General features: G+C 62.0%; 18 protein-coding genes. 8 read left to right on the top strand and 10 right to left on the bottom strand.

What is annotated here, in order from left to right; all coding sequences use genetic code 11:
* Nucleotides 1–200: 200 nt before the first annotated feature.
* On the bottom strand, nt 201–1,412 hold the full coding sequence (locus LAB08_RS27170) for an MFS transporter (protein WP_096514785.1): 1,212 nt from the start codon (nt 1,410–1,412) through the stop codon (nt 201–203).
* A 265-nt stretch (nt 1,413–1,677) separates the two neighbouring features.
* On the opposite strand from LAB08_RS27170, the gene LAB08_RS27165 reads away from it, so the two are divergent.
* Nucleotides 1,678–3,801 (top strand): mechanosensitive ion channel family protein, encoded by a 2,124-nt coding sequence (locus LAB08_RS27165; RefSeq protein WP_096514787.1) that lies wholly within the window; start codon nt 1,678–1,680, stop codon nt 3,799–3,801.
* Between the two features lie 132 nt (nt 3,802–3,933).
* Here the strand turns inward: LAB08_RS27165 and LAB08_RS27160 are convergent, their stop codons facing one another.
* Nucleotides 3,934–8,238: an Lhr family helicase gene (locus LAB08_RS27160; protein ID WP_096514789.1), complete on the bottom strand. Its 4,305-nt coding sequence runs from the start codon at nt 8,236–8,238 to the stop codon at nt 3,934–3,936.
* A gap of 325 nt (nt 8,239–8,563) precedes the next feature.
* On the opposite strand from LAB08_RS27160, the gene LAB08_RS27155 reads away from it, so the two are divergent.
* Nucleotides 8,564–9,448, top strand: a complete 885-nt coding sequence (locus LAB08_RS27155; RefSeq protein ID WP_096514791.1) for a sugar nucleotide-binding protein — start codon at nt 8,564–8,566, stop codon at nt 9,446–9,448.
* Nucleotides 9,441–10,370 carry an NAD-dependent epimerase/dehydratase family protein gene (locus tag LAB08_RS27150; protein WP_096514793.1) on the top strand — a complete coding sequence of 310 codons (930 nt, stop codon included), beginning with the start codon at nt 9,441–9,443 and terminating at the stop codon, nt 10,368–10,370. The genes LAB08_RS27155 and LAB08_RS27150 overlap by 8 nt, the downstream gene beginning before the upstream one ends.
* Nucleotides 10,371–10,523: 153 nt before the next feature.
* Here the strand turns inward: LAB08_RS27150 and LAB08_RS27145 are convergent, their stop codons facing one another.
* The 5 genes from LAB08_RS27145 to LAB08_RS27125 form a co-directional block, all read right to left on the bottom strand.
* Complete coding sequence (locus LAB08_RS27145) at nt 10,524–11,222, bottom strand: OmpW/AlkL family protein (RefSeq protein ID WP_096514795.1); 699 nt, start codon at nt 11,220–11,222, stop codon at nt 10,524–10,526.
* 221 nt (nt 11,223–11,443) lie between these two features.
* Nucleotides 11,444–11,962: a DUF3299 domain-containing protein gene (locus LAB08_RS27140; protein ID WP_096514797.1), complete on the bottom strand. Its 519-nt coding sequence runs from the start codon at nt 11,960–11,962 to the stop codon at nt 11,444–11,446.
* A gap of 11 nt (nt 11,963–11,973) precedes the next feature.
* Nucleotides 11,974–13,239 (bottom strand): ABC transporter permease, encoded by a 1,266-nt coding sequence (locus LAB08_RS27135; protein WP_096514799.1) that lies wholly within the window; start codon nt 13,237–13,239, stop codon nt 11,974–11,976.
* A 1-nt stretch (nt 13,240) separates the two neighbouring features.
* Nucleotides 13,241–13,951, bottom strand: a complete 711-nt coding sequence (locus tag LAB08_RS27130; RefSeq protein ID WP_096514801.1) for an ABC transporter ATP-binding protein — start codon at nt 13,949–13,951, stop codon at nt 13,241–13,243.
* A 131-nt stretch (nt 13,952–14,082) separates the two neighbouring features.
* Nucleotides 14,083–14,667: a DUF2796 domain-containing protein gene (locus LAB08_RS27125; protein WP_096514803.1), complete on the bottom strand. Its 585-nt coding sequence runs from the start codon at nt 14,665–14,667 to the stop codon at nt 14,083–14,085.
* A gap of 137 nt (nt 14,668–14,804) precedes the next feature.
* Between LAB08_RS27125 and LAB08_RS27120 the strand changes: the two genes are divergently transcribed.
* Nucleotides 14,805–15,143: a hypothetical protein gene (locus LAB08_RS27120; RefSeq protein ID WP_096514805.1), complete on the top strand. Its 339-nt coding sequence runs from the start codon at nt 14,805–14,807 to the stop codon at nt 15,141–15,143.
* A gap of 84 nt (nt 15,144–15,227) precedes the next feature.
* Here LAB08_RS27120 and trxA read toward each other — a convergent pair whose 3' ends face one another.
* The 3 genes from trxA to LAB08_RS27105 all read right to left on the bottom strand — a co-directional run bounded on the left by trxA (nt 15,228) and on the right by LAB08_RS27105 (nt 17,402).
* Nucleotides 15,228–16,100 (bottom strand): thioredoxin, encoded by an 873-nt coding sequence (trxA, locus tag LAB08_RS27115; RefSeq protein ID WP_096514807.1) that lies wholly within the window; start codon nt 16,098–16,100, stop codon nt 15,228–15,230.
* A gap of 184 nt (nt 16,101–16,284) precedes the next feature.
* The gene (locus tag LAB08_RS27110; RefSeq protein WP_096514809.1) at nt 16,285–16,941 is read right to left on the bottom strand and encodes a class I SAM-dependent methyltransferase; all 657 of its coding nucleotides are present in this window, start codon (nt 16,939–16,941) and stop codon (nt 16,285–16,287) included.
* The gene (locus LAB08_RS27105) at nt 16,938–17,402 is read right to left on the bottom strand and encodes a hypothetical protein (protein ID WP_096514811.1); all 465 of its coding nucleotides are present in this window, start codon (nt 17,400–17,402) and stop codon (nt 16,938–16,940) included. Before LAB08_RS27105 ends, LAB08_RS27110 begins: the two co-directional genes overlap by 4 nt.
* Before the next feature lie 118 nt (nt 17,403–17,520).
* On the opposite strand from LAB08_RS27105, the gene nrdR reads away from it, so the two are divergent.
* From nrdR to ribBA, 4 genes are read left to right on the top strand one after another with little or no spacing between them, the layout of a single operon-like run.
* Nucleotides 17,521–17,985, top strand: coding sequence for a transcriptional regulator NrdR (gene nrdR / locus LAB08_RS27100; RefSeq protein WP_003228656.1), 465 nt, complete (start codon nt 17,521–17,523; stop codon nt 17,983–17,985).
* Nucleotides 17,982–19,115: a bifunctional diaminohydroxyphosphoribosylaminopyrimidine deaminase/5-amino-6-(5-phosphoribosylamino)uracil reductase RibD gene (gene ribD, locus LAB08_RS27095; protein WP_096514813.1), complete on the top strand. Its 1,134-nt coding sequence runs from the start codon at nt 17,982–17,984 to the stop codon at nt 19,113–19,115. Before nrdR ends, ribD begins: the two co-directional genes overlap by 4 nt.
* A gap of 47 nt (nt 19,116–19,162) precedes the next feature.
* Entirely contained in the window at nt 19,163–19,828 is a 666-nt protein-coding gene (locus tag LAB08_RS27090; protein ID WP_096514815.1) for a riboflavin synthase, read from the top strand.
* A gap of 16 nt (nt 19,829–19,844) precedes the next feature.
* The gene (gene ribBA / locus LAB08_RS27085) at nt 19,845–20,936 is read left to right on the top strand and encodes a bifunctional 3,4-dihydroxy-2-butanone-4-phosphate synthase/GTP cyclohydrolase II (protein ID WP_096514817.1); all 1,092 of its coding nucleotides are present in this window, start codon (nt 19,845–19,847) and stop codon (nt 20,934–20,936) included.
* Nucleotides 20,937–21,003 lie beyond the last annotated feature (67 nt).

Genomic DNA, 21,003 nt, shown 5'->3' with positions numbered 1-21,003 from the left:
CGCCTCCCGTCTGAGTGCCCCGTTCTTTTGCTGACTGTGGGGCGGCGACGAAAGTTTCGGTGGAAGTACGGACGGTACATATTCACGAATCACCGCAGATCCAATGTGGGAGCGAGCCTGCTCGCGAAAGCGGTGTGTCAGTCACATCAATGTTGAATGTGCCACCGTCTTCGCGAGCAGGCTCGCTCCCACAGGGTTAATCAGTGACCTGTGATAACGCGGGCAGAGCCCTCAGCCGGTTCGGCATACACCGGCCCCAACCGATCCAGACGCCCGCTCCACGCCGTCAACGCCAGCGCCCCCAACACCACCAGACCACCGATCCACGCGGTGTGGATCAGGCCCAAGTGCGCAACGATCAAGCCGCCGCCCCACGCGCCGCCGGCAATGCCGAGGTTGAACGCGGCGATGTTCAGGCCGGAAGCCACGTCCACCGCATGGGGGGTGTGATGTTCGGCCTGGCGCACCACATAGACCTGTAGCCCCGGCACGTTGCCGAACGCCACTGCACCCCAGACCAGCACGGTGGCCAGCGCCAGCCATGGATTGCCGGCCGTGAAGGTCAGCACGAACAACACAGCGGCGAGCAGGGCGAAGATGATTTTCAGGGCACTGATCGGGCCGCGTTTATCCGCCAGTTTGCCGCCCCAGATGTTACCCACGGCCACCGAGATGCCGTAGACCAGCAGCACCAGGCTGACGGTGCTGGCGCTGAAACCGGAAAGGTCCTGAAGGATCGGTGCCAGGAAAGTGAAGGCGATAAACGAACCGCCGTAGCCGATCGCAGTCATGGCGTACACCAGCAACAGTCGGGGTTGCTTGAGTACCTGCAACTGTTGCAACAGCGACGCGGGTTTGCTGTGGGCAATGTCTTTCGGCACGTAGAGCAGGCTGCCGATGAACGCGATGACGCCCAACGCCGACACGGCGAGGAAGGTTTCACGCCAGCCGAAATGCTGGCCGATGAAGGTGCCCAGCGGTACGCCAGTGACCAGTGCCACGGTCAATCCGGTGAACATGATGGCGATCGCGCTGGCGGCTTTTTCCTTGGGCACTAGACTGGTGGCGATGGTTGAACCGATCGAGAAAAACACCCCGTGGGCCAGGCCGGTGACGATTCGCGCCAGAATCAGCGACTCGTAGCCTGGCGCTTTCCAGGCCAGCAGGTTGCCGAGGGTGAACAGCACCATCAGCGACAAGAGCAGCAATTTACGCGGGACTTTGCCGGTCAGGGCAGTCAGCACCGGGGCACCGACGGCGACGCCCAATGCGTACAGGCTGACAAGCAGGCCGGCGGACGGCAGGCTGACCCCGAGATCGGCGCCGATGGTGGGTAACAGGCCAACGATGACGAACTCGGTCGTCCCGATGGCAAAGGCGCTGAGGGTCAGCGCGAGCAAGGCAATGGGCATGGCTGCAACTCCGGTGGGTTGAATTGATGGAGTGCAGTGTCGAGGTTTGGGTCGTGCGGAAAAATACAGGTATGGGCATTTGATATTTGCGTACAGATCAAATATCGAACGAGGATGCTGGACCTGTAGGAGCCGGCTTGCCGGCGATGGCGGTGTATCAACCAACCTACATGATGTCTGACACACCGCATTCGCCGGCAAGCCGGCTCCTACAGGGGGATTTCCCGATCAGTTCCTTACAGTCTCATCCAAGGGAGCGGATACGTTGATCAAGCTCAAGACCGCGATATTTCTGGGAGCGCTGCTGGTTCTGGGCAGCGAGGAACTGGATGCGGCAACGATCCCGGGTCTGCCGGCCGCCACCGCGACGCCACCGGCACACCCGCAACCGCTGGTGCAAGGCGGATTGCTGGGGGCCATCAGTTCAAGCATCGATGAGGTGCAGGCAAAACTCGATCTCAACGAAAACCTGGTCGACGCCTGGCGCCTGCGTGCCGACCGTGCGGCAGATGAAGTGGATCAATTGGTCAATCGGCCCTCTGCCCGTTCGGGCTGGCGCGTAACGGGGGATTTCCTGCTGCTGACCGCTGTGTGGGCGGGCGTCTTCGGCCTGCTGCGGATGTTCGGCAAGTTCTTGACCCAGCGTCTGTGTCGGCATCGCGTGCTGTTGAGTCGAGAGCGTGGTCAGGCATTGCTGGGGTATGTGTTGCCCTACAGTCTTCCCGCGTTGATCAGTCTGCCGTTGACGATTTATGTCAGTCAGTTTTTGCCGGTGTCGGCCGGTCGGGCGATGGCGTTGTGTTTTGCCTATGCCACCAGCAGCGGCATTTTCGCCGCGTCATTGGTGATGTCACTGGTGGTGTTGTTCAACGTCGGTCACAAACGCAGGGCGGTGCAGATCATTCACCAGGACAGCCCGCGACCGCTGTTTCTGATCGGCTTCCTGGTCGCCCTGAGCGACGCCCTGACCAGCCCGCAGATCGCCCAGCAGCTAGGCAGCAACCTCACCAGCAGCATCGCCGTGTTTACCGGTCTGGCGGCATCGATTTCCTTCGGTCTGCTGGTATTTCGCATGCGCCGTCCCGTCGCCCATGTCATCCGGATTCTGCCGCTGGCTCAGCGTCGATCGCAGCCAGCGCTGCGCGAAACCCTGCGGATTTTTTCCGGGCTCTGGTATTGGCCGATTCTGTTGATGGTACTGGTTTCGGTCATCAACCTGATCAGCGTCAGCGCCGACAATCAACAGGTACTGCGCAGTGCGCTGTTTACCACGGTTCTGCTGATTGCCACGGTGTTTCTGAGCACCACGCTGCATCACCTGTTCAAGACGCGCCATGAAGCGGACCTGCGGCGCAGCAGTGCCTACAAGGAACGCTTTCTGAACCTTTCCCACGCGTTGCTGCGCATTGCCATCGCCATCGTGTTCATCGACATTCTGGGGCGTATCTGGGGCGTCTCGCTGTTCGAATTCGCGGTGAGCAATTCGGTCGGTCGGGCGATCAGCGACTCGTTGAGCCACATCGGTTTGATCTTCCTGATCACCTGGATGGTCTGGGTCGTGCTCGACACGGCGATTCAGGAAGCCTTGAAACCGCCGGTCAACAAACGCTCGGCGCGCCAGCCCAGTACACGGGTCAAGACCATCCTGCCGTTGTTGCGCAATGCGATCAAAATCATTCTGGTGGTGATCTGCGCAATCACCACCATGGCTAACCTGGGCATCAACGTCGCACCGTTCCTGGCCGGTGCCGGCGTCATCGGGCTGGCGATCGGCTTCGGTTCCCAGCAACTGGTGCAGGATGTGATCACCGGGCTGTTCATCATCATCGAAGACACCCTGTCCATCGGCGATTGGGTGGTACTCGACTCCGGGCACGCCGGCACCGTCGAAGGCCTGACCATCCGTACCTTGCGCCTGCGCGACGGCAAGGGGTTTGTGCACTCGGTGCCATTCGGCCAGATCAAGGCCGTGACCAACCAATCCCGGCAATTTGCCTATGCGTTTTTTTCGGTGCAATTCACCTACGACACCGACGTCGACAAGGCCATCGAACTGATCCGCGAGGCCGGGCATTCGATTACTGGCGATCCGTTCCTCAAGTACAACCTGCAGGGGCCGCTGGATGTGTTCGGCGTCGACAAGATGGACCTCAACGGCGTGGTGTTGACGGCGCAGTTTCGCACCGTCTCCGGTGGGCAATATGCGGTGAGCCGGGCATTCAACCAGCGGCTGAAAAAGCTTGTGGATAACAGTCCATGGGTGCATTTCGCGCAGACTTATCCACAGCAGGTCTTGATGCCGAGGCAGGCGATAGAGCCGCTGCAGGACGGTGCGGCCGAGCCGGAGCATTCGGCGGTGTTGATGCCGGATCGGCCGCGGCCTCAGTAATGGGGGTGGCAGTGATGGCCTCTTCGCGAGCAGGCTCGCTCCCACAGTGTTCTGCGTTGAAGGCCAGATGTGAGTCGGACGAAATCCCCTGTGGGAGCGAGCCTGCTCGCGAAGAGGCCGGGCCAGACAGCATCAATGTCGGATCAATTTACTACGCACTTCAGCCATGACCTGCTCATCCAAATCCAGCCAGAACTGCTGCTTGCCAGCAATCTCGGCAGCCACCGGCAATCCATCGCGATACACCAGCCGATTGCTCGCCAGCGCCGGCACTTTCGCGCCGGGCAGCAGAGTGCCGGCCAGGTTCAGCGGATCAACCCCGCACACCGCAATCAGGCTGCCGTCATGGGGTCGCCGCCGCACTTCACGCAGCAACGGTATCGCTTCGGGCAGCGCAAATTGCTCGCCCGCCAGGCCACTGACAAAACGTCCGCCACGAATCTCGCCCCGCGCTTCCAGCCGATGAAAGGTGCGCAGCAGTTCACGCCAGCTCGGCAGCCAGTCCGCCTCGCGCTCAAGCAGACGCCAGAACACCACGCCGTATCGGCGCAGCAAGGTCATGGCGATGTGTTCCAGCGTCTCGGCGGGTGTGGGTGCCGGACGCGGGTTATCCACAATCGGCGCTGGCGACCCGCGTCGAAGCAAGGCCCAGCGCCCCGCATCGTCCATGCCGCCGATGAATGCCCCGCGTCCACGACGGCTGCTGCGATTCTGCCGTTTGCTGGCCGGGGTGATCAGCGCGCGCAGGCCGGCGAAGCTGTCGGCATTCACCCGTCCGGCGCCCACCAATTCCTGCAGGGCGATCTCCAGTTCTGTACGCAACACATGCGCTTCATGCACCAGCTCATCGAAAAACAGCGCGCCATGCTGGTGGAGTGCTTCGTAGACTTTTTGGGTTTTGGGCGACAGTTCGTTGACCGGCGTCTGCTCGGTCAAGTCGCTCCACAACCCGACGCGATTACGCGGCAACAACACAATCGGCGTGCTGCGCAGTGCGCTGCTGGCGCCTTTGTTGTGCGCGGTAAGGCGGGTCCAGACCAGTTTGCCGCTGCGACACAGATCATCCAGCCAAGTGGGTGAATAGTCCTTGAGCCGCGCCGGCAGAATGTCGCTGTCCCAGGCGGATGCGGCGGCGGGATAGCCCTCGAACTGAGCGACGATCGCTTGCAATATCGTGCTGCCTTGGCCCTGGGTGGTGCTGGACAGATGCTGCCAGTCGAACAGAAACCGCATGAAATCCTGCAACGCCACCGGCTCGATTTCCCGCCGCAGACGCTTGACCGTGTAGCGATGAATCCGCGCCAGCAAATGCCGTTCGCACCATTCCTCTTCGGCGGTGCCTGGGGTGAAGTGACCGCGCAGCACATAACCTTCGCGCTCCAATTGCGCCAGTGCCTGTGTGACCTGGGCTGGCGCCAATCCGAGCGGTTCGGCGATTTCCGGCAGCGGCAATGGGCCAAATGCGCTGAGCCGTGCGCGAATCAGCTCCAGTACGGCGTCCTCCGTTTCCCAGGGTTCATCAAACCCCCGCAAAGCTTCCAGCGCGGGACTCAAATCAGCCTGTGGATAAATGGCCCGCAGGCAGGTCAGCCGCTCTCGCGCCAGCCATAGCGATTGATTGATGCAACAGGCGCGGCCGCTGTCGGCCAGGGTTTTCAGCCAGTCGAGCCAGTTCGGATTCGCCCGCACTTCGGCCTCGGTGATGCACGCCAGGCTCATCAGCGCCTCGTGCATTTCATCGATGCCGTTGGGCGTCGGCCAGGCTTCTTCAGCCACGGCGGCGATGGCGTCGGCGTCCAGCGCGCCGAGGTCGTCGGTGGATTGAGGGTCACTCCAGCGGCGATTGAGCACCGCCTGGGTGCGGCGCTCTTCCAGCGGCGCATCGTCGAGAAACGTGTAGGGGCGGGCACTGAGAATTTCCGCGGCCAGCGGCGAGGGCGCCGGCAAGTCGCGGCTGATCAGGCGGATTTCGCCCCGTTCCATGCGCCGCAACAACGCCAGCCAGCCTTCGCTGTCCATGGCCTCGTGCAGGCAATCGTCGAGGGTCTGTTCCACCAACGGATGGTCGGGAATTTCCCGTTCGCCGGCGAGGTTTTCCACGCAGGCGATCTGGTCGGGGAACACGCTGGCGATCAGGTCTTCGCTTTTCATCCGCTGGATCTGCGGCGGTACCTTGCGTCCACCGGAGTAGCGCGGCAATGCTAGGGCCACGCCGGCATTCCAGCGCCAGCGCACGCCGAAGAGCGGCGCATCGAGCACGGCCTGGATCAGCGTGTGTTCGGCACTGTTGCTGTGCAGGTAACGCCAGACCTCGTCCAATTCAAAACTGTGACTGGTGGACAACGACAGCACGATGGCGTCTTCACTGGCGGCAGCCTGCAACTCGAAGTTGAAGGTGCGGCAAAAACGCTTGCGCAAGGCCAGGCCCCAGGCACGGTTGATGCGGCTGCCGTACGGCGTATGGATGACCAGTTGGGTGCCACCGGACTCGTCGAAAAACCGCTCCATCAGCAACGTGTCCCGGGACGGCAAAGCGCCGAGGGTCTGGCGGGCGCGGGCCAGGTATTCGACCAGTTGTTCGGCGCTGGCGAGATTGAGGCCAAGGGTCTCGGTCAGCCAATCGAGGGCCGGTCGCAGGTTGCCTGGTGTAGCGCCCAGCAGTTCATCGAGTTGTGCTTGCAGGCGCGCGACGGCAAACGACAATTCTGCACTGCGCCCTGGCGCTTCACCGAGCCAGAACGGAATGGTTGGCGGTTGCCCCTGGGCATCCTCGACCCGGACCCTGCCGGTTTCCACCCGCAGGATGCGGTACGAGGTATTGCCTAACTGGAACACGTCGCCGGCAATGCTTTCCACGGCAAAGTCTTCGTTGACGCTGCCGATGTTCAGCCCCTGGGGTTCCAGCAATACGCTGTAGTCGGCGTTGTCGGGAATGGTCCCGCCACTGGTAACGGCCGTCAGTTTGGCGCCGCGCCGCCCGCGCAGCGTGCGGCTCACGGCATCGCGGTGCAGGTAGGCACTGCGGATGCCCAGGCGCCCGTTGTAGCCCTCCGCGAGCATGTGCAGCAGCGCCTGATAGTGCTTCTCGTCAAGCGTGGCGTAGGGCGAAGCCTGGCGGAACCGGGCAAGCAAAGCGTCTTCCGGCCATTCCTGGCAACTGACCTCGGCGATGATCTGCTGCGCCAGTACGTCCAGCGGCGCCAGCGGGATCTGCAAGGTGTCCAGCTCGCCCCGGCGCACACAATCGAGCAGCGCGGCGCATTCGATCAGGTCGTCGCGGGTGGTGGCGAACAAGCGGCCCTTGGGCGTTCCCCCGACCTGGTGCCCGGAGCGTCCGACCCGTTGCAGAAACCCGGCAATCGAGCGCGGCGAGGCGATCTGGCACACCAGGTCGACATCGCCGATGTCGATGCCCAGTTCCAGCGACGCCGTGGCGATCAGCACTTGGAGGTCACCGCGCTTGAGCCGTTGCTCGGCGTCCAGGCGAAACTCCTTGGCCAGGCTGCCGTGGTGGGCGGCTACGGCGTCCTTGCCCAGGCGCTCGCTCAGATGCCGGCTCAGGCGCTCGGCGAGGCGTCGGGTGTTGACGAAAATCAGCGTGGTGCGGTGTTCGCGGGCGAGGGCGGCGAGGCGGTCGTAAACCAGCTCCCACACATCATTGGCCATCACCGCCGACAACGGTACGGGCGGAACCTCAATGCTCAGGTCCCGTGGCCGGGCGTGGCCGATGTCGATGATCTCGCAATCGCGGTCGCGACCTGCCAGAAAGCGCGAGACCGCTTCGATGGGTTTTTGCGTAGCCGACAGGCCAATGCGCACCAGCGGCTCGGCGCAGAGCGCCTGCAAGCGTTCCAGGCTCAGGGCCAGATGGCTGCCGCGTTTACTGGCTGCGATGGCGTGGATTTCGTCGACGATCACCGTGCGCGTGGTGCCGAGCATTTTTCGGCCAGAGTCGGAGCCGAGCAAGACATAGAGCGACTCCGGGGTGGTGACCAGAATGTGCGGCGCAGTCTTGCGCATCGCCGAACGGTCTTTTTGCGGGGTGTCGCCGGTGCGCACGGCGGTGGTGATTTGCAATTCGGGCAGGCCCATCACGCGCAGTTGTTCGGTGATGCCGGCCAACGGGTTTTGCAGGTTGATCTGGATGTCATTGGACAACGCCTTGAGCGGCGACACGTAGACCACCAGGGTTTCGTCGGGCAGGCCATTGTCGGTTTCCAGCCCGCGGTGAACCAGATCATCAATGACCGCAAGAAATGCGGTTAAAGTCTTGCCGGACCCGGTGGGCGCGGCGATGAGGGTCGAGCGGCGCTGGCGGATCAGCGGCCATGCCCTGGCCTGGGCGGCGGTGGCCGTCGCGAAGGTATTGCTGAACCAGGCGCTGACGGCAGGATGGAAGCCGTTCAGGGCACTGTCTGCGGGGATGGGCAGGTTCATGGGGCAATTTATGCGGGTGGGGGGCCGAAGATGCAAGTACCACTGGGGATCTGTATTGATTGGCAAGGCCCCATCGCTGGCAAGCCAGCTCCCACAGGGATCTTCAGTGGACGCAATTCGTGTGAACAACGGAAATCACTGTGGGAGCTGGCTCGCCAGCGATGGGGTCAGTAGCAGCACCACAAATCCGGGGCATCTACACTTTACGGATGACGGTTGCGCACTAAACCCGCAAAATGCAACGATTCCTGCAACTATCGACGACATCGCCCGCAAGCGCTGTCGATAAAACCATTGTTCCAATCAGACTGGGCCTGCTGACTTTATGCGAATGCGCCTTATGTTACTGGGCGGCGGAAATGCCCTTGGGCAGGCGCTGATTCGCCTCGGTGCGGAGGAAGACATCGGCTTCCTCGCCCCCCGCCCGCCACAAGACGGCTGGGACGCCGCGAGCCTGACGCAACTGCTCGACGACACCCGCCCGGATGCGCTGATCAACCTTGCCTACTACTTCGACTGGTTCCAGGCCGAGGCGGTCAGCGAGCAGCGTTTGGCCGGGCAGGAGCGGGCGATCGAGCGCCTGGCCGAACTGTGCCAGCATCACAATATCGTTCTGTTGCAGCCTTCGAGCTATCGTGTGTTCGATGGCTCCCGCGCCACTGCCTACAGCGAAAAAGACGAGCCAGTGCCGCTGGGGCTGCGCGGTCAGGCCTTGTGGCGGATCGAGCAAAGCGTTCGCGCCACTTGCCCGCAACACGTGCTGTTGCGTTTCGGCTGGTTGCTCGATGACAGCCCCGAGGGCACCCTCGGACGGTTCCTCGGTCGGGCCGAACAACCGCAAGAGCTGCTGATGGCCGATGACCGCCGGGGCAATCCGACGCCGGTGGACGATGCCGCCCGCGTGATCATTTCGGTACTCAAGCAACTCGACTGCGCGGCGCCGCTGTGGGGCACCTACCATTACGCCGGGCATGAGGCGACCACGCCGCTGGCGCTGGGGCAAGCCATTCTCAGCGAGGCGCGTGCCTTGCATCCGCTGGCCATCGAAGCACCGACCGCCCAGGCTCACGCCGCGCGGCCGGACGCCGCCGAAGAGCCGCAACACGCGGTGTTGGCCTGCAAAAAAATTCTGCACACCTTCGGAATCAAACCGCGCGCCTGGCGTGCGGCGCTTCCGGGCCTTTTGGACAGGTTCTATCGCCATGGCTGATACCCCCGTTTTAATCACCGGCGGCGCCGGTTTCATCGGTTCGCACCTGACCGACGCCTTGCTCGCCAAGGGGCATTCGGTACGGATTCTCGATGACCTGTCCACCGGCAAGCGCAGCAACCTGCCGCTGGACAATCCCAGGGTCGAGTTGATCGTCGGCGACGTCGCCGATGCCGCGCTGGTGGCACGGGCGATGGTCGGTTGCAGTGCAGTGGCGCATCTGGCGGCGGTGGCTTCGGTGCAAGCTTCGGTGGACGATCCGGTGAAGACGCACCAGAGTAATTTCGTCGGCTCGCTGAATGTCTGCGAAGCCATGCGCCAGGCGGGCGTCAAGCGTGTGCTGTTTGCCTCCAGCGCGGCGGTGTATGGCAACAATGGCGAAGGTGAGTCAATCGATGAAGACACGCCCAAGGCACCGTTGACGCCCTATGCATCCGACAAGTTGGCCAGCGAGCATTATTTCGATTTCTACCGGCGCCAACATGCACTGGAACCGGTGATTTTTCGCTTCTTCAACATCTTCGGCCCGCGCCAGGATCCGTCCTCGCCGTATTCCGGGGTGATCAGCATTTTCACCGAGCGCGCGCAGAAAGGCCTGCCGATCACTGTGTTTGGTGACGGTGAGCAGACGCGGGATTTTGTCTACGTCGAGGATCTGGTCAACCTGCTGGTGGAAGCCATCGACAAACCACAGGTAGACGTCGGCGCGGTCAACGTTGGCTGGAACCAGGCAACGACACTCAACCAGATGCTTGAAGCACTGGAAGCAGTGGTCGGCGAGTTGCCGCCGGTAAGTTACGGCCCGGCACGCTCCGGTGATATCCGTCATTCACGGGCGAACAACCGGCGATTGCTCGAACGATTTGCCCGCCCACAGCAGACGCCGATGAGCGTCGGGTTGGCGCGGTTGCTGGGGCGATAGAAACGGCGCTTGTTGGGTGGGATGACAGGTCTGTTAAGGGGGCGAGCACTGCAATCTCTGTGGGAGCGAGCCTACTCGCGATTGCGGTAGTTCACTCAACATGAATGTTGAGTCTTACACCGTCATCGCGAGCAGGCTCGCTCCCACAGTTCTTTAGAACCTGTAACCCAGACCCACCATGTAGACGAACGGATCTGCATCCACGTTCACCCGTGCGCGGGTACCGGGTGCGACGGCGTTGTTTTCCACTGTCGCGCGGGTATCGATCTCGATGTAGCGCATCTGAGCGTTGAGCAGGATGTTGTCGGTCAGCATGTAGTCAGCACCCACCTGCCAGGCCACGCCCCAGGAGTTTTTGGTGTTGAAGTTGCTGAAACCATTGGCGCGGGCGTCGCTGCTCAGGTGTTCGTCGTACATCCAGGTGTAATTCACGCCGGCCCCGACATAGGGCTGGAACGCGGACTTGGTGTCGAGCGGGTAGTACACCAGGCTCAAGGTCGGAGGCAGTTGTTTAAAGCTGCCCAGTTTGCCGTTGGCCGCGCTCAGGGCGGTGCCCTTGAGTTTGACGTCGTGCTCGAACGGCGTGGCTGCCAGCAGTTCGATCCCCAAGTGGTTGGTGATCATGTAGGCGAAGTTCAGGCCCAGTTGTGTGTCGCTGCTCAGGGTGGCCTCGCCGCCCAGATCGGCACCGCTCAATGGGCCCTGATCGACCTTGACGCTGGAGCTGTCGGTATTCGGGTCGACGGTGATCGCGCCGGCACGCAAGAGGATGTCGCCTTGTTCATGGGCGTGGGCGAGCGGGGCTGCGAGCGCAAGGGCAAACAGCGAGGCGCCGAGCAGGGACTTGTTCATGGGGGCTCCAAAGGACGTTAAAAATCTTTGATGTCCAATGTTAAGGCGCCTAACGATTCGGCCTTTTGACTCAGCTCAAGGAAACGGTGATGGGCCTGGTTTTACGGAGACTTCGATGGCCTCTTCGCGAGCAGGCTCGCTCCCACAGGGGAATGCATTTCAAATGTGGGAGCGAGCCTGCTCGCGAAGACTATTTTTCAGGCAACGGCTAATCTCCGGATTCAGTCCGGCAATTCATAGACGTAAATCTTGTCCGCCTCCATCTGATACCCGGCATCCGCCAACTCGCTGGTGGAGGCTTTGACCTGCATCGCACCTTCGATCCAGTACGGCTGATACAACTCCTCAATCTTCACACCCACTTCGCTTTTGACGTGCACGATCTGGTTCGACGGCGGAGGCGGTACGTGGATGCAGGCGCCGAAATACGGCACCAGCAGAAAGTCCGTGGTGCGACCCTCTTCATTGACTTCCAGCGGCACGATGTACCCCGGCAAGCGAACATTCTGGCCGTCCAGGGTTTTGACCACCGGTGCGTTGGGCAGGTCTTGCTTGGCCGCCGGTGCGGATTCGGCGGACAGGGCATCGCTCATCTTCGACAGGTCGTGCAGCGGTGTCATGTTCGGCACTTGCACCGGGGCATCCGGCGGGATCATGTCGGACCAGGTCAGCTCTTTCGGCCCGGCTGCCCACAGCGGCAGAGCGACCAGCATCAACAGCACAACAACCGCGCGGGGCATTTTCAAGGTCCTCATAAGCGGATCGACAGGCCATCGGCCAACGATTGGCGATAAGCGCGCCAGGCCGGAACGCAACCCATCAGCAGCGCGGCGGCCAGGATGCCGGCAAGCAGCGTCCATTCATATTCACTGGGCCAGGCCAGCGGCAGAAACAGGCCGTAATTGGCTTGCACGTAACCTTGGGCGGCGGCGATGCACAGATAAAGCAGCGCCACGCCAGCGATCACGCCCGTCAGCGCCAGGGCAAACGCTTCCAGTACCAGCAGCGTCGCGATGTGCCACGGCCGCGCGCCCACCGAACGCAGAATCGCCATTTCGCGACGGCGTTCGTTGAGGCTGGTGAGAATGGCCGTGAGCATACCGATCAACCCGGTCAGCACCACGAACAGCGAGACCACGAACAAGGCTTTTTCTGCCGTGCTCATCAGGCTCCACAACTCTTGCAGTGCCACGCCAGGCAGGATCGCCAGCATCGGTTCGCCACGGAATTCGTTGATTTCGCGCTGCAAGGCAAAGGTTGAAATCTTGTTGTTGAGGCCGAGCATGAACGCGGTGATCGCCTGGGGCGTCAGGTCCATGTTGCGCGCCTGATCGGCGCTGATCCGACCTTCACCCCTGGCCGGTACACCGTTGTGCCAATCGATGTGAATCGCTTCCATGCCGCCGAGGCTGATGTGCAGCGTACGGTCCACCGGGGTGCCGGTGCGTTTGAGGATGCCGACCACGGTGAATGGCTTGTCGTCATGCTTGACCAGGCTGATCGCCGCCACGCCATGGGCCAGCACCAGTTTGTCGCCGAGTTTGTAGTGCAGCGCGTCCGCCACTTCGGCGCCGAGCACCACTTCGAACGGGTCGGTGGCGAAGGCGCGGCCATCGGCCAGTTCCAGGTGTTGCTGGCGGCCGTACTGGTAGTGTTCGAAGTAGGCTTCGGTGGTGCCCATCACCCGATAGCCGCGATGGGAGTCGCCAAGGGACATTGGGATCGCCCACTTCACTTTCGGGTTGTTGGCGAAGTGCTCGAAGCTGTCCCACCGGATGTTGTTGGTGGCGTTGCCGATGCGGAACACCGAATACAACAGCAGGTTTACCGAGCCGGAGCGGGCGCCGACGATCAGATCGGTGCCACTGATGGTACTGGCGAAACTGGCCTTGGCCTCGGTACGCACCCGCTCCACGGCCAGCAGCAGGCAGACCGACAAGGCGATGGCGAACGCGGTCAGAATCGCGGTGAAGCGGCGGTTAGCCAGGCTGGCCATGGCTAGACGAAACAAATACATCTCAGACCTCTGCGGACGTGGCGGCGCGATTGAGTTCGGCCAGCGACAGGTGGCGATCGAACAGCGGCGCGAGGCTCTGGTCGTGACTGACGAACAACAGGCTCGACCCGGCTTCGCGGCATTCGGCGAACAGCAGGCGAATGAAGTTTTCGCGGGCGTCGTAGTCCAGGGCGGAGGTCGGCTCGTCGGCGATCACCAGTTCCGGTTGGCCGATCAAGGCACGCGCGGCGGCGACCCGTTGCTGCTGGCCGATGGACAGCGAGTCGGCGCGGCGACCCAGGATGTGTTCATCTTTCAAACCCAAATGGGCAAGCAAAGTGGCTGCTGCTTTGTCGACGCTGCCATGGCGCTGTTTCGCGCGTTCGGCGCGCAGCTTCGAGAAGTGGCAGGGCAGTTCGACGTTCTCGCGTACCGACAGGAACGGCAGCAGGTTGAACTGCTGGAAAATGTAGCCGGTGTGATCGACACGGAAGTGGTCGCGGGCACCGGCCGACAGTTGCGTCAGCTCCTGGCCGAGCAGGCGGATGCTGCCGCGATCAGGCCTTTGCACACCGCCGAGCAGGCCGAGCAGGGTGGTCTTGCCGCTGCCGCTGGGGCCTTTGAGAAACAGGGTTTCCCCAGGCTCCAGGCGAAACGCCGGGATATCCAGCAGCGGTGGATGACCGGGCCAGCTGAAGCCCAGGTCGGACAGTTCGATGAGTGCTTGGGTCATTTAACCGATTTCACGAATGTTGATGACCTGTGGGAGCAAAGCTTGCTCGCGATGGGCGCGCCACGGTTTAGCTGAAAAACCGCATTATCGTTCTTCGCGAGCAAGCTTTGCTCCTACAGGACCGGGGTGGATCAGAATTTCAGGGCAGCCGCCTTGGCCGTCACTTCAACCCCTTGCTGCCCGCTCGGGCCGATCAGTTGTACCTGAATTTTCTGGGTGGCCGGGAATGTGTTGAAGATATTCGCCAGGTCCAGGGTTTTCAGCGCACCGGGGGTGGCACAGGTGAATTGGTAGTGGGCATGGATTTCGCTGTGGTCGTGGTGATGCTCGTCCTTGGCATCTTCGTCGTGATCGTCGTCGGCGTCGGGTTTGTCGCCGAACAGCGGGCTATTGAGCTCCTGATTCGCCACCACGCATCCGGCGGCTTTCGGCAGATTGAACAGTGCCAGCGGATTTTCGAGTTCTGTGCGGGCTGCGACCACCTTGGCCTTGTCGGCCTCGGAGGTAGCGGCATGTTCGAAGCCCACCAGATTCATCGCCGGGCTTTCCAGTTCCAGCTGCAGGTTCTGGCCATCCAGCGCCGCGTTCAGGCGTCCGACACCATGTTCATGGGCGCCAAGGCTGCCGTGTTCGTGATCATGGTCATGCTCGTCCGCGGCATGAGCGACAGCCAGCGGCAACAAGGCAAACGGCAAAGCGAGCAGCAGACGGCGCATGGGCGAGTCTCCGAAAAGTAAAATGAAGAAAATGTTATGTAATCTTATAACGTAAGTGCGGAGAGTTTGACTGCCTGCTTGGCGTTGCACAAGTCCCATGGGAGCATGCAAGTGAAGAAATGTGCAGGAGCGGACTCATGTTGCGTATTCGCGGAAGCATCGGCGATTGGCCGGTGGATTTGACGCTGGAGATGGATGACGCCGACTGGGCGCGGCTGGGCGCTCAGTTGCAGGTCGATAAAACCGAAGTCAGCGCGGCCCCGGTCAAATCGTTGAATCAGGATGATGCGCTGTGGCAGGTCGCCAGGGATCTGCTGCGCACGGCCGGGCAGTTGAGCGGGCCGGATCTGCTGGATCAGTTGGAAGGATTGACGGGGAGCGCGGCGTCGGGAAAACGCCTGTTGGTGCGCTTGCGCCATAGCGCTGATGTGAAAGTGACGAACGGCGGGGATACGCCGATTTACACCTGGCTGTAGGGGCCGACTGGCGGGCGAAGGCCTTGAATCTTGTACCGTCCTTGAGGCCGTCTTCGCTGGCAAGCCAGCTCCTACAGGTCGTAATCAGTACAGCGCGGCAAACAGCTTGCGACGATAGGTGGTCACCAGTGGGTGATCATTGCCCAGCAGTTCGAACACCTGCAGCAAGGTTTTATGCGGCAGGCCTTCGCTGTAGCTGCGGTTGCGGATGAACAGCTTGAGCAAGCCATCCAGCGCCGCGTCGTATTGCTGGCGGGCCAGTTGTTGAACCGCCAGTTGATAGACCGCTTCGTCGTCCTGCGGGTCTTTCGCCAGCCTGGCCTTCAAGTCGGCAGCATCCGGCAAATCCTTGGCCTGGCCGAGGAACTTGATCTGCGCCTTGGCACCGGCCAGGGCGGCCTTGTGCTCATCGCTCTTGACCGCGTCGAGCACGGCTTGCGCCTCGCCCAATTCACCGCGCTCGGTGAGACAACGAGCGTAGAGAATCAGCGCCTTGGCGTTGGTGTTGTCTTCGCCCAGCAGCACTTTGAGGATGGCTTCGGCATCGGCAAAACGGCTGTCATCGAACAACGCCTGAGCCTGTTCCAATGGATCGGCGGCGGCAGGCGGTGGCATCTGGACATGGGGTTCGAGCAGGGCGCGAACGGCTGACTCCGGCTGAGCGCCGGCAAAACCATCGACGGGCTGGCCGTCCTTGAACAGCACCACGGTCGGCAGGCTGCGGATTCCAAAACGGGCGACGATGTCTTGTTCGATATCGCAGTTGACCTTGGCCAATAGCAATTCACCCTGATAGCTCTCGGCGATGGTTTGCAGCATCGGCATCAGCACTTTGCACGGCGCGCACCATTCGGCCCAGAAATCCACCAGCACCGGTTTGTGGAAAGAGTTCTCGATCACCGACTGGTCGAAATCGGCAGTCGTGGCGTCGAAGATGTACGGCGTTTGCTGACTCATGGGGGATCTCTTGGAGGCGTGAATGGGGCAACTATACGGCTTGGTGGTGGGAGGCTGGAAGCGGGGGAGGCAGTTGGATAGGCGGTGTCGGATCGATTGTCATCGCGAGCAAGCTTTGCTCCCACGAGTCAAGGCTCCACGGCCACCGCCAACCCTGTAGGAGCAAAGCTTGCTCGCGATGCTCTTAACCACGGCGCGCGTGGTACAGGCTCACATGCCGAAATTCTTCGGGCTCACACAGGTCCGGCAGGGTCATGGCTTCGAGCATTTCGATACGGCGATACAGCGGATGGCGAAAATCCCGCACCCGCGAATCCGCCACCAGTGCTTCTTGCCCGCGACTGAGAAACTCATCGAGCAACGGCAGGTTCGCCCGGTCGTACAGCACATCCGCCACCAGAATCAAATCAAAGCGATCCGCCTCGGCGAAAAAATCCGTCGAATAGTTGAGCTGCACGTCATTGAGCTCGGCATTCGCCCGACAGGCCGCAATCGCCAGTGGGTCGAGGTCGCAAGCCACCACTTCCAGCGCCCCGGCCTTCACTGCGGCAATCCCCGCCACGCCGGAACCGGCGCCGAAATCCAGAACCCGTTTGCCTTTGACCCACTCAGGGAATTCGGCAAGGTAGCGGGCCATGGCCAGGCCACTGGCCCAGCAGAAACTCCAGTAGGGCGGCTCATGCAGAATGCGTCGGGTTTCTTCCGGGCTGAAGGCGCGGTCCATGTTGTCGCCGTCGATCAGCCACAGCTTCAGATCGGTGTCCGGCAGATCGCAGGTGACCAACTGAGCATCACCGAGCAGTTCACTTAGCGCCTGTTGCAGGTCCAGCGGTGCACTCATGGCGCTTTGACGAATTGCAGTTGGCCCAGCGCCTGGGTGGTGGGCTGGGTGATCAGGCGCGATGGCAGATGCAGGATCAACTGGCCAGATTGGCTGGCGCGGCCCCGCAGTTCGACCCGTGCGCCGACCGGAAAGGCATCCGGGTTGAAGCGCAGGTGAAACGGCAGCACTTGATTGGTGCCGATCAGGCTCGAACTGGCGAGCAATTGTTGCGGACGACCTCTTTCGTCGATCACCAGCAACGCCAGTTCGACTTCGGCACCGGCCGGCACGCCTTGCAAAGTGCCGCTCAATTCACGCTGATAGGCCGGCAGCGGACCGAGGGGGACCGACTCCCTGGCTTTCTTCTGTGCCTGTTCCGGTGCAGGGCCTGGTGTCGGCGGTTGAGGCTTGGGCGCATCGCTGCCGCAGGCCACCAACAGGCTGAAAAGACTGAGCAAAACGAGCGGTTTCAGGGACATTTACGGCTCCAGCAAGGTGTAGTCCATCTATAGCCAGTCTGTATACCGCAAACCCTATGGCTTGTCTTGCCACGGGGATGCGCTACCATGGCCCTCCCTTTTTTTGTTGCCTGCCACCATGCACTGTCCCTTCTGCGGTGCCAACGACACCAAGGTCATCGACTCGCGTCTGGTCGCCGAGGGCGAACAGGTGCGCCGCCGGCGTGAATGCCTGGCCTGCGGCGAACGTTTCACGACGTTCGAAACCGCTGAACTGGTGTTGCCGCGCCTGATCAAAACCGACGGCAGTCGCCAGCCGTTCGACGAAGAAAAACTCCGCGCCGGCATGCAGCGTGCGCTGGAGAAGCGCCCGGTGAGTGTCGAGCGCCTCGAATCGTCGCTGGTGCACATCAAACACAAACTGCGCGCCACCGGCGAGCGCGAGGTCAAATCCCTCGTGGTCGGTGAACTGGTGATGGCCGAGCTGCAAAAACTCGACGAAGTCGCCTATATCCGCTTCGCTTCGGTGTATCGCCGTTTCCAGGACCTTAACGAGTTCCGCGAAGAGATCGATCGCCTGGCCCGTGAGCCGGTGAAAGAATGACCACGTCCGCCGAACAGGCCATTCTCGACGCTCATTTCATGGCTCGTGCCCTGGAACTGGCGCGCAAGGGGCATTACACGACGCACCCCAACCCGCGGGTGGGCTGCGTGATCGTGCAGGGTGGGCAGATCGTCGGCGAAGGCTGGCATGAGCGCGCCGGCGAACCCCACGCAGAAGTCCACGCTTTGCGCGCCGCCGGCGAGCGGGCCCGGGGCGCTACGGCTTACGTGACCCTCGAACCGTGCAGCCACCATGGCCGCACGCCGCCCTGCGCCGATGCGCTGGTGAATGCCGGTGTGACGCGGGTCGTGGCAGCGATGCAGGACCCGAACCCGGAAGTCGCCGGTCGTGGCCTACAACGTTTGGCTCAGGCTGGCATCGCCACTGAAAGCGGCGTGCTGGAAGGCGAGGCACGCCAGCTCAATCAGGGTTTCCTGAAACGCATGGAACACGGCTTGCCCTTCGTACGGGTCAAGTTGGCCATGAGCCTGGATGGCCGCACGGCGATGGAAAGCGGCGAAAGCCAGTGGATCACCGGCCCGGCCGCGCGTTCGGCGGTGCAACGCCTGCGTGCCCAGGCCAGCGTGGTGCTGACCGGCGCCGATACGGTGCTGGCGGACAATGCCCGTTTGACCGTGCGCGCCGATGAGCTGGGCCTGGATGCCGGACAAACTGCCCTGGCCATGAGCCGCCCACCGTTGCGGGTGCTGGTCGACGGTCGCTTGCGCGTGCCGCTGGATGCGCCGTTTTTCAAGGCGGGTCCGGCGCTGGTCGCCACCTGCGTCGCGGTGGAAGAGCAATACGCCAACGGTCCGGAATGCCTGATCGTGCCTGGCTACGATGGCCAGGTCGATTTGCGCCAGTTGTTGGTCGAACTCGCCAGTCGTGGCGTCAACGAAGTGTTGGTCGAGGCCGGGCCGCGTCTGGCCGGAGCTTTCGCTCAGCTCGGGTTGGTGGATGAGTTCCAGATTTTCATTGCCGGCAAGTTTTTGGGCTCTTCGGCCCGGCCGCTGCTGGACTGGCCGCTCGTGCAAATGAAGGATGCGCCCGAGCTCAAAATCACCGAAATTCGCGCGGTGGGCGATGACTGGCGAGTCACTGCCATTCCTTCACCGGCCGCGAGCGTATAATTTCCGGCCAACGCAATAGCGCTGGCTCTGTTCTCGAGGAGAACCCCATGTTCACCGGCATCATCGAATCCATCGGCAGTATTCGTGCATTGACCCCAAAAGGCGGAGATGTGCGGGTCCATGTAGAAACCGGCAAGCTCGACCTGAGCGACGTCAAGCTGGGCGACAGCATCGCGGTCAACGGCGTGTGCCTGACCGCTGTTGAATTGCCAGGCAACGGCTTCGCGGCGGACGTCAGCCGTGAAACCCTCGACTGCACCGCCATGAACGACCTGAAAAGCGGCAGCCCGGTCAATCTGGAAAAAGCCCTGACGCCGACCACTCGCCTTGGCGGGCACCTGGTCAGCGGCCATGTCGATGGCGTGGGCGAAGTGGTAGCCCGCACCGAGAACGCACGGGCCGTGGAATTCCGCATTCGCGCGCCGAAAGAACTGGCCAAATACATCGCCCATAAAGGCTCGATCACTGTCGACGGCACCAGCCTGACCGTGAACGCAGTCGATGGCGCCGAGTTCCTGCTGACGATCATTCCGCATACCCTGAGCGAAACCATCATGGCGTCGTACCAGCCGGGCCGCCGGGTGAACCTGGAGGTGGATTTGCTGGCCCGTTACCTGGAACGCCTGCTTCTGGGTGACAAAGCCGCTGAGTCAACCGCCGGCAGCACCATTACCGAAAGCTTCCTGGCCGCCAACGGCTATCTCAAATCCTGACTGAAGGGGGTGCCTTGTGGCGCTCAATAGCATCGAAGAACTGGTTGAAGACATCCGCCAAGGCAAGATGGTCATCCTCATGGATGACGAAGACCGCGAGAACGAAGGCGACCTGATCATGGCCGCCGAGTGCTGCCAGGCCGAGCACATCAACTTCATGGCCAAGCACGCCCGTGGCCTGATCTGCATGCCGATGAGCCGCGAGCGCTGCGAACTGCTCAAGCTGCCGCTGATGGCGCCGCGCAATGGTTCCGGTTTCGGCACCAAGTTCACCGTATCGATCGAAGCGGCCACCGGTGTGACCACTGGTATTTCCGCCGCCGACCGCGCGCGCACCGTTCAAGCGGCTGCTGCCCGTGATGCCAAGGCTGAAGACATCGTCAGCCCCGGTCACATTTTCCCGCTGATGGCCCAGGCCGGTGGCACCCTGGCCCGTGCCGGCCACACCGAGGCCGCCTGTGACCTGGCGCGCATGGCCGGTTTCGAGCCGAGCGGCGTGATCTGCGAAGTGATGAACGACGACGGCACCATGTCCCGTCGCGCCGAACTGGAAGCCTTCGCCGCCGAACACAACATCAAGATCGGCACCATCGCCGACCTGATTCACTACCGGATGATCCACGAACGTACCGTTCAGCGGATTGCCGAGCAGCCACTGGATAGCGAACTGGGCCAATTCAACCTGGTGACCTATCGTGATTCCGTGGAAGGCGACGTGCACATGGCCCTGACCCTGGGCAATATCTGCGCCGAAGAACCGACCCTGGTTCGCGTGCACAACATGGACCCGCTGCGCGACCTGCTGATGGTCAAGCAACCGGGCCGCTGGAGCCTGCGCGCCGCCATGGCCACGGTTGCCGAGGCCGGCAGCGGCGTGGTGTTGTTGCTCGGTCACCCGCTCGATGGCGACGTGTTGCTGGCGCACATCCGCGAAACCGCTGATCACCTGGCAGTGAAAAAGCCGACCACCTACAGCACCGTGGGGGCCGGTTCGCAGATCCTGCGTGACCTCGGTGTGCGCAAAATGCGCCTGATGTCGGCACCGATGAAATTTAATGCGATATCCGGTTTCGATCTGGAAGTTGTAGAATACGTGCCCTCCGAATAATGACCGGTTGTTTCCGGCCTTGAATTCGCGGCAAATAAATCACCGAGGGGCGCGTAACAGACGCGTC

The organism is Pseudomonas izuensis (assembly GCF_002356535.2).
Lineage (GTDB): Bacteria > Pseudomonadota > Gammaproteobacteria > Pseudomonadales > Pseudomonadaceae > Aquipseudomonas > Aquipseudomonas izuensis.
This window is presented reverse-complemented; position numbering and strand designations above follow the sequence as displayed.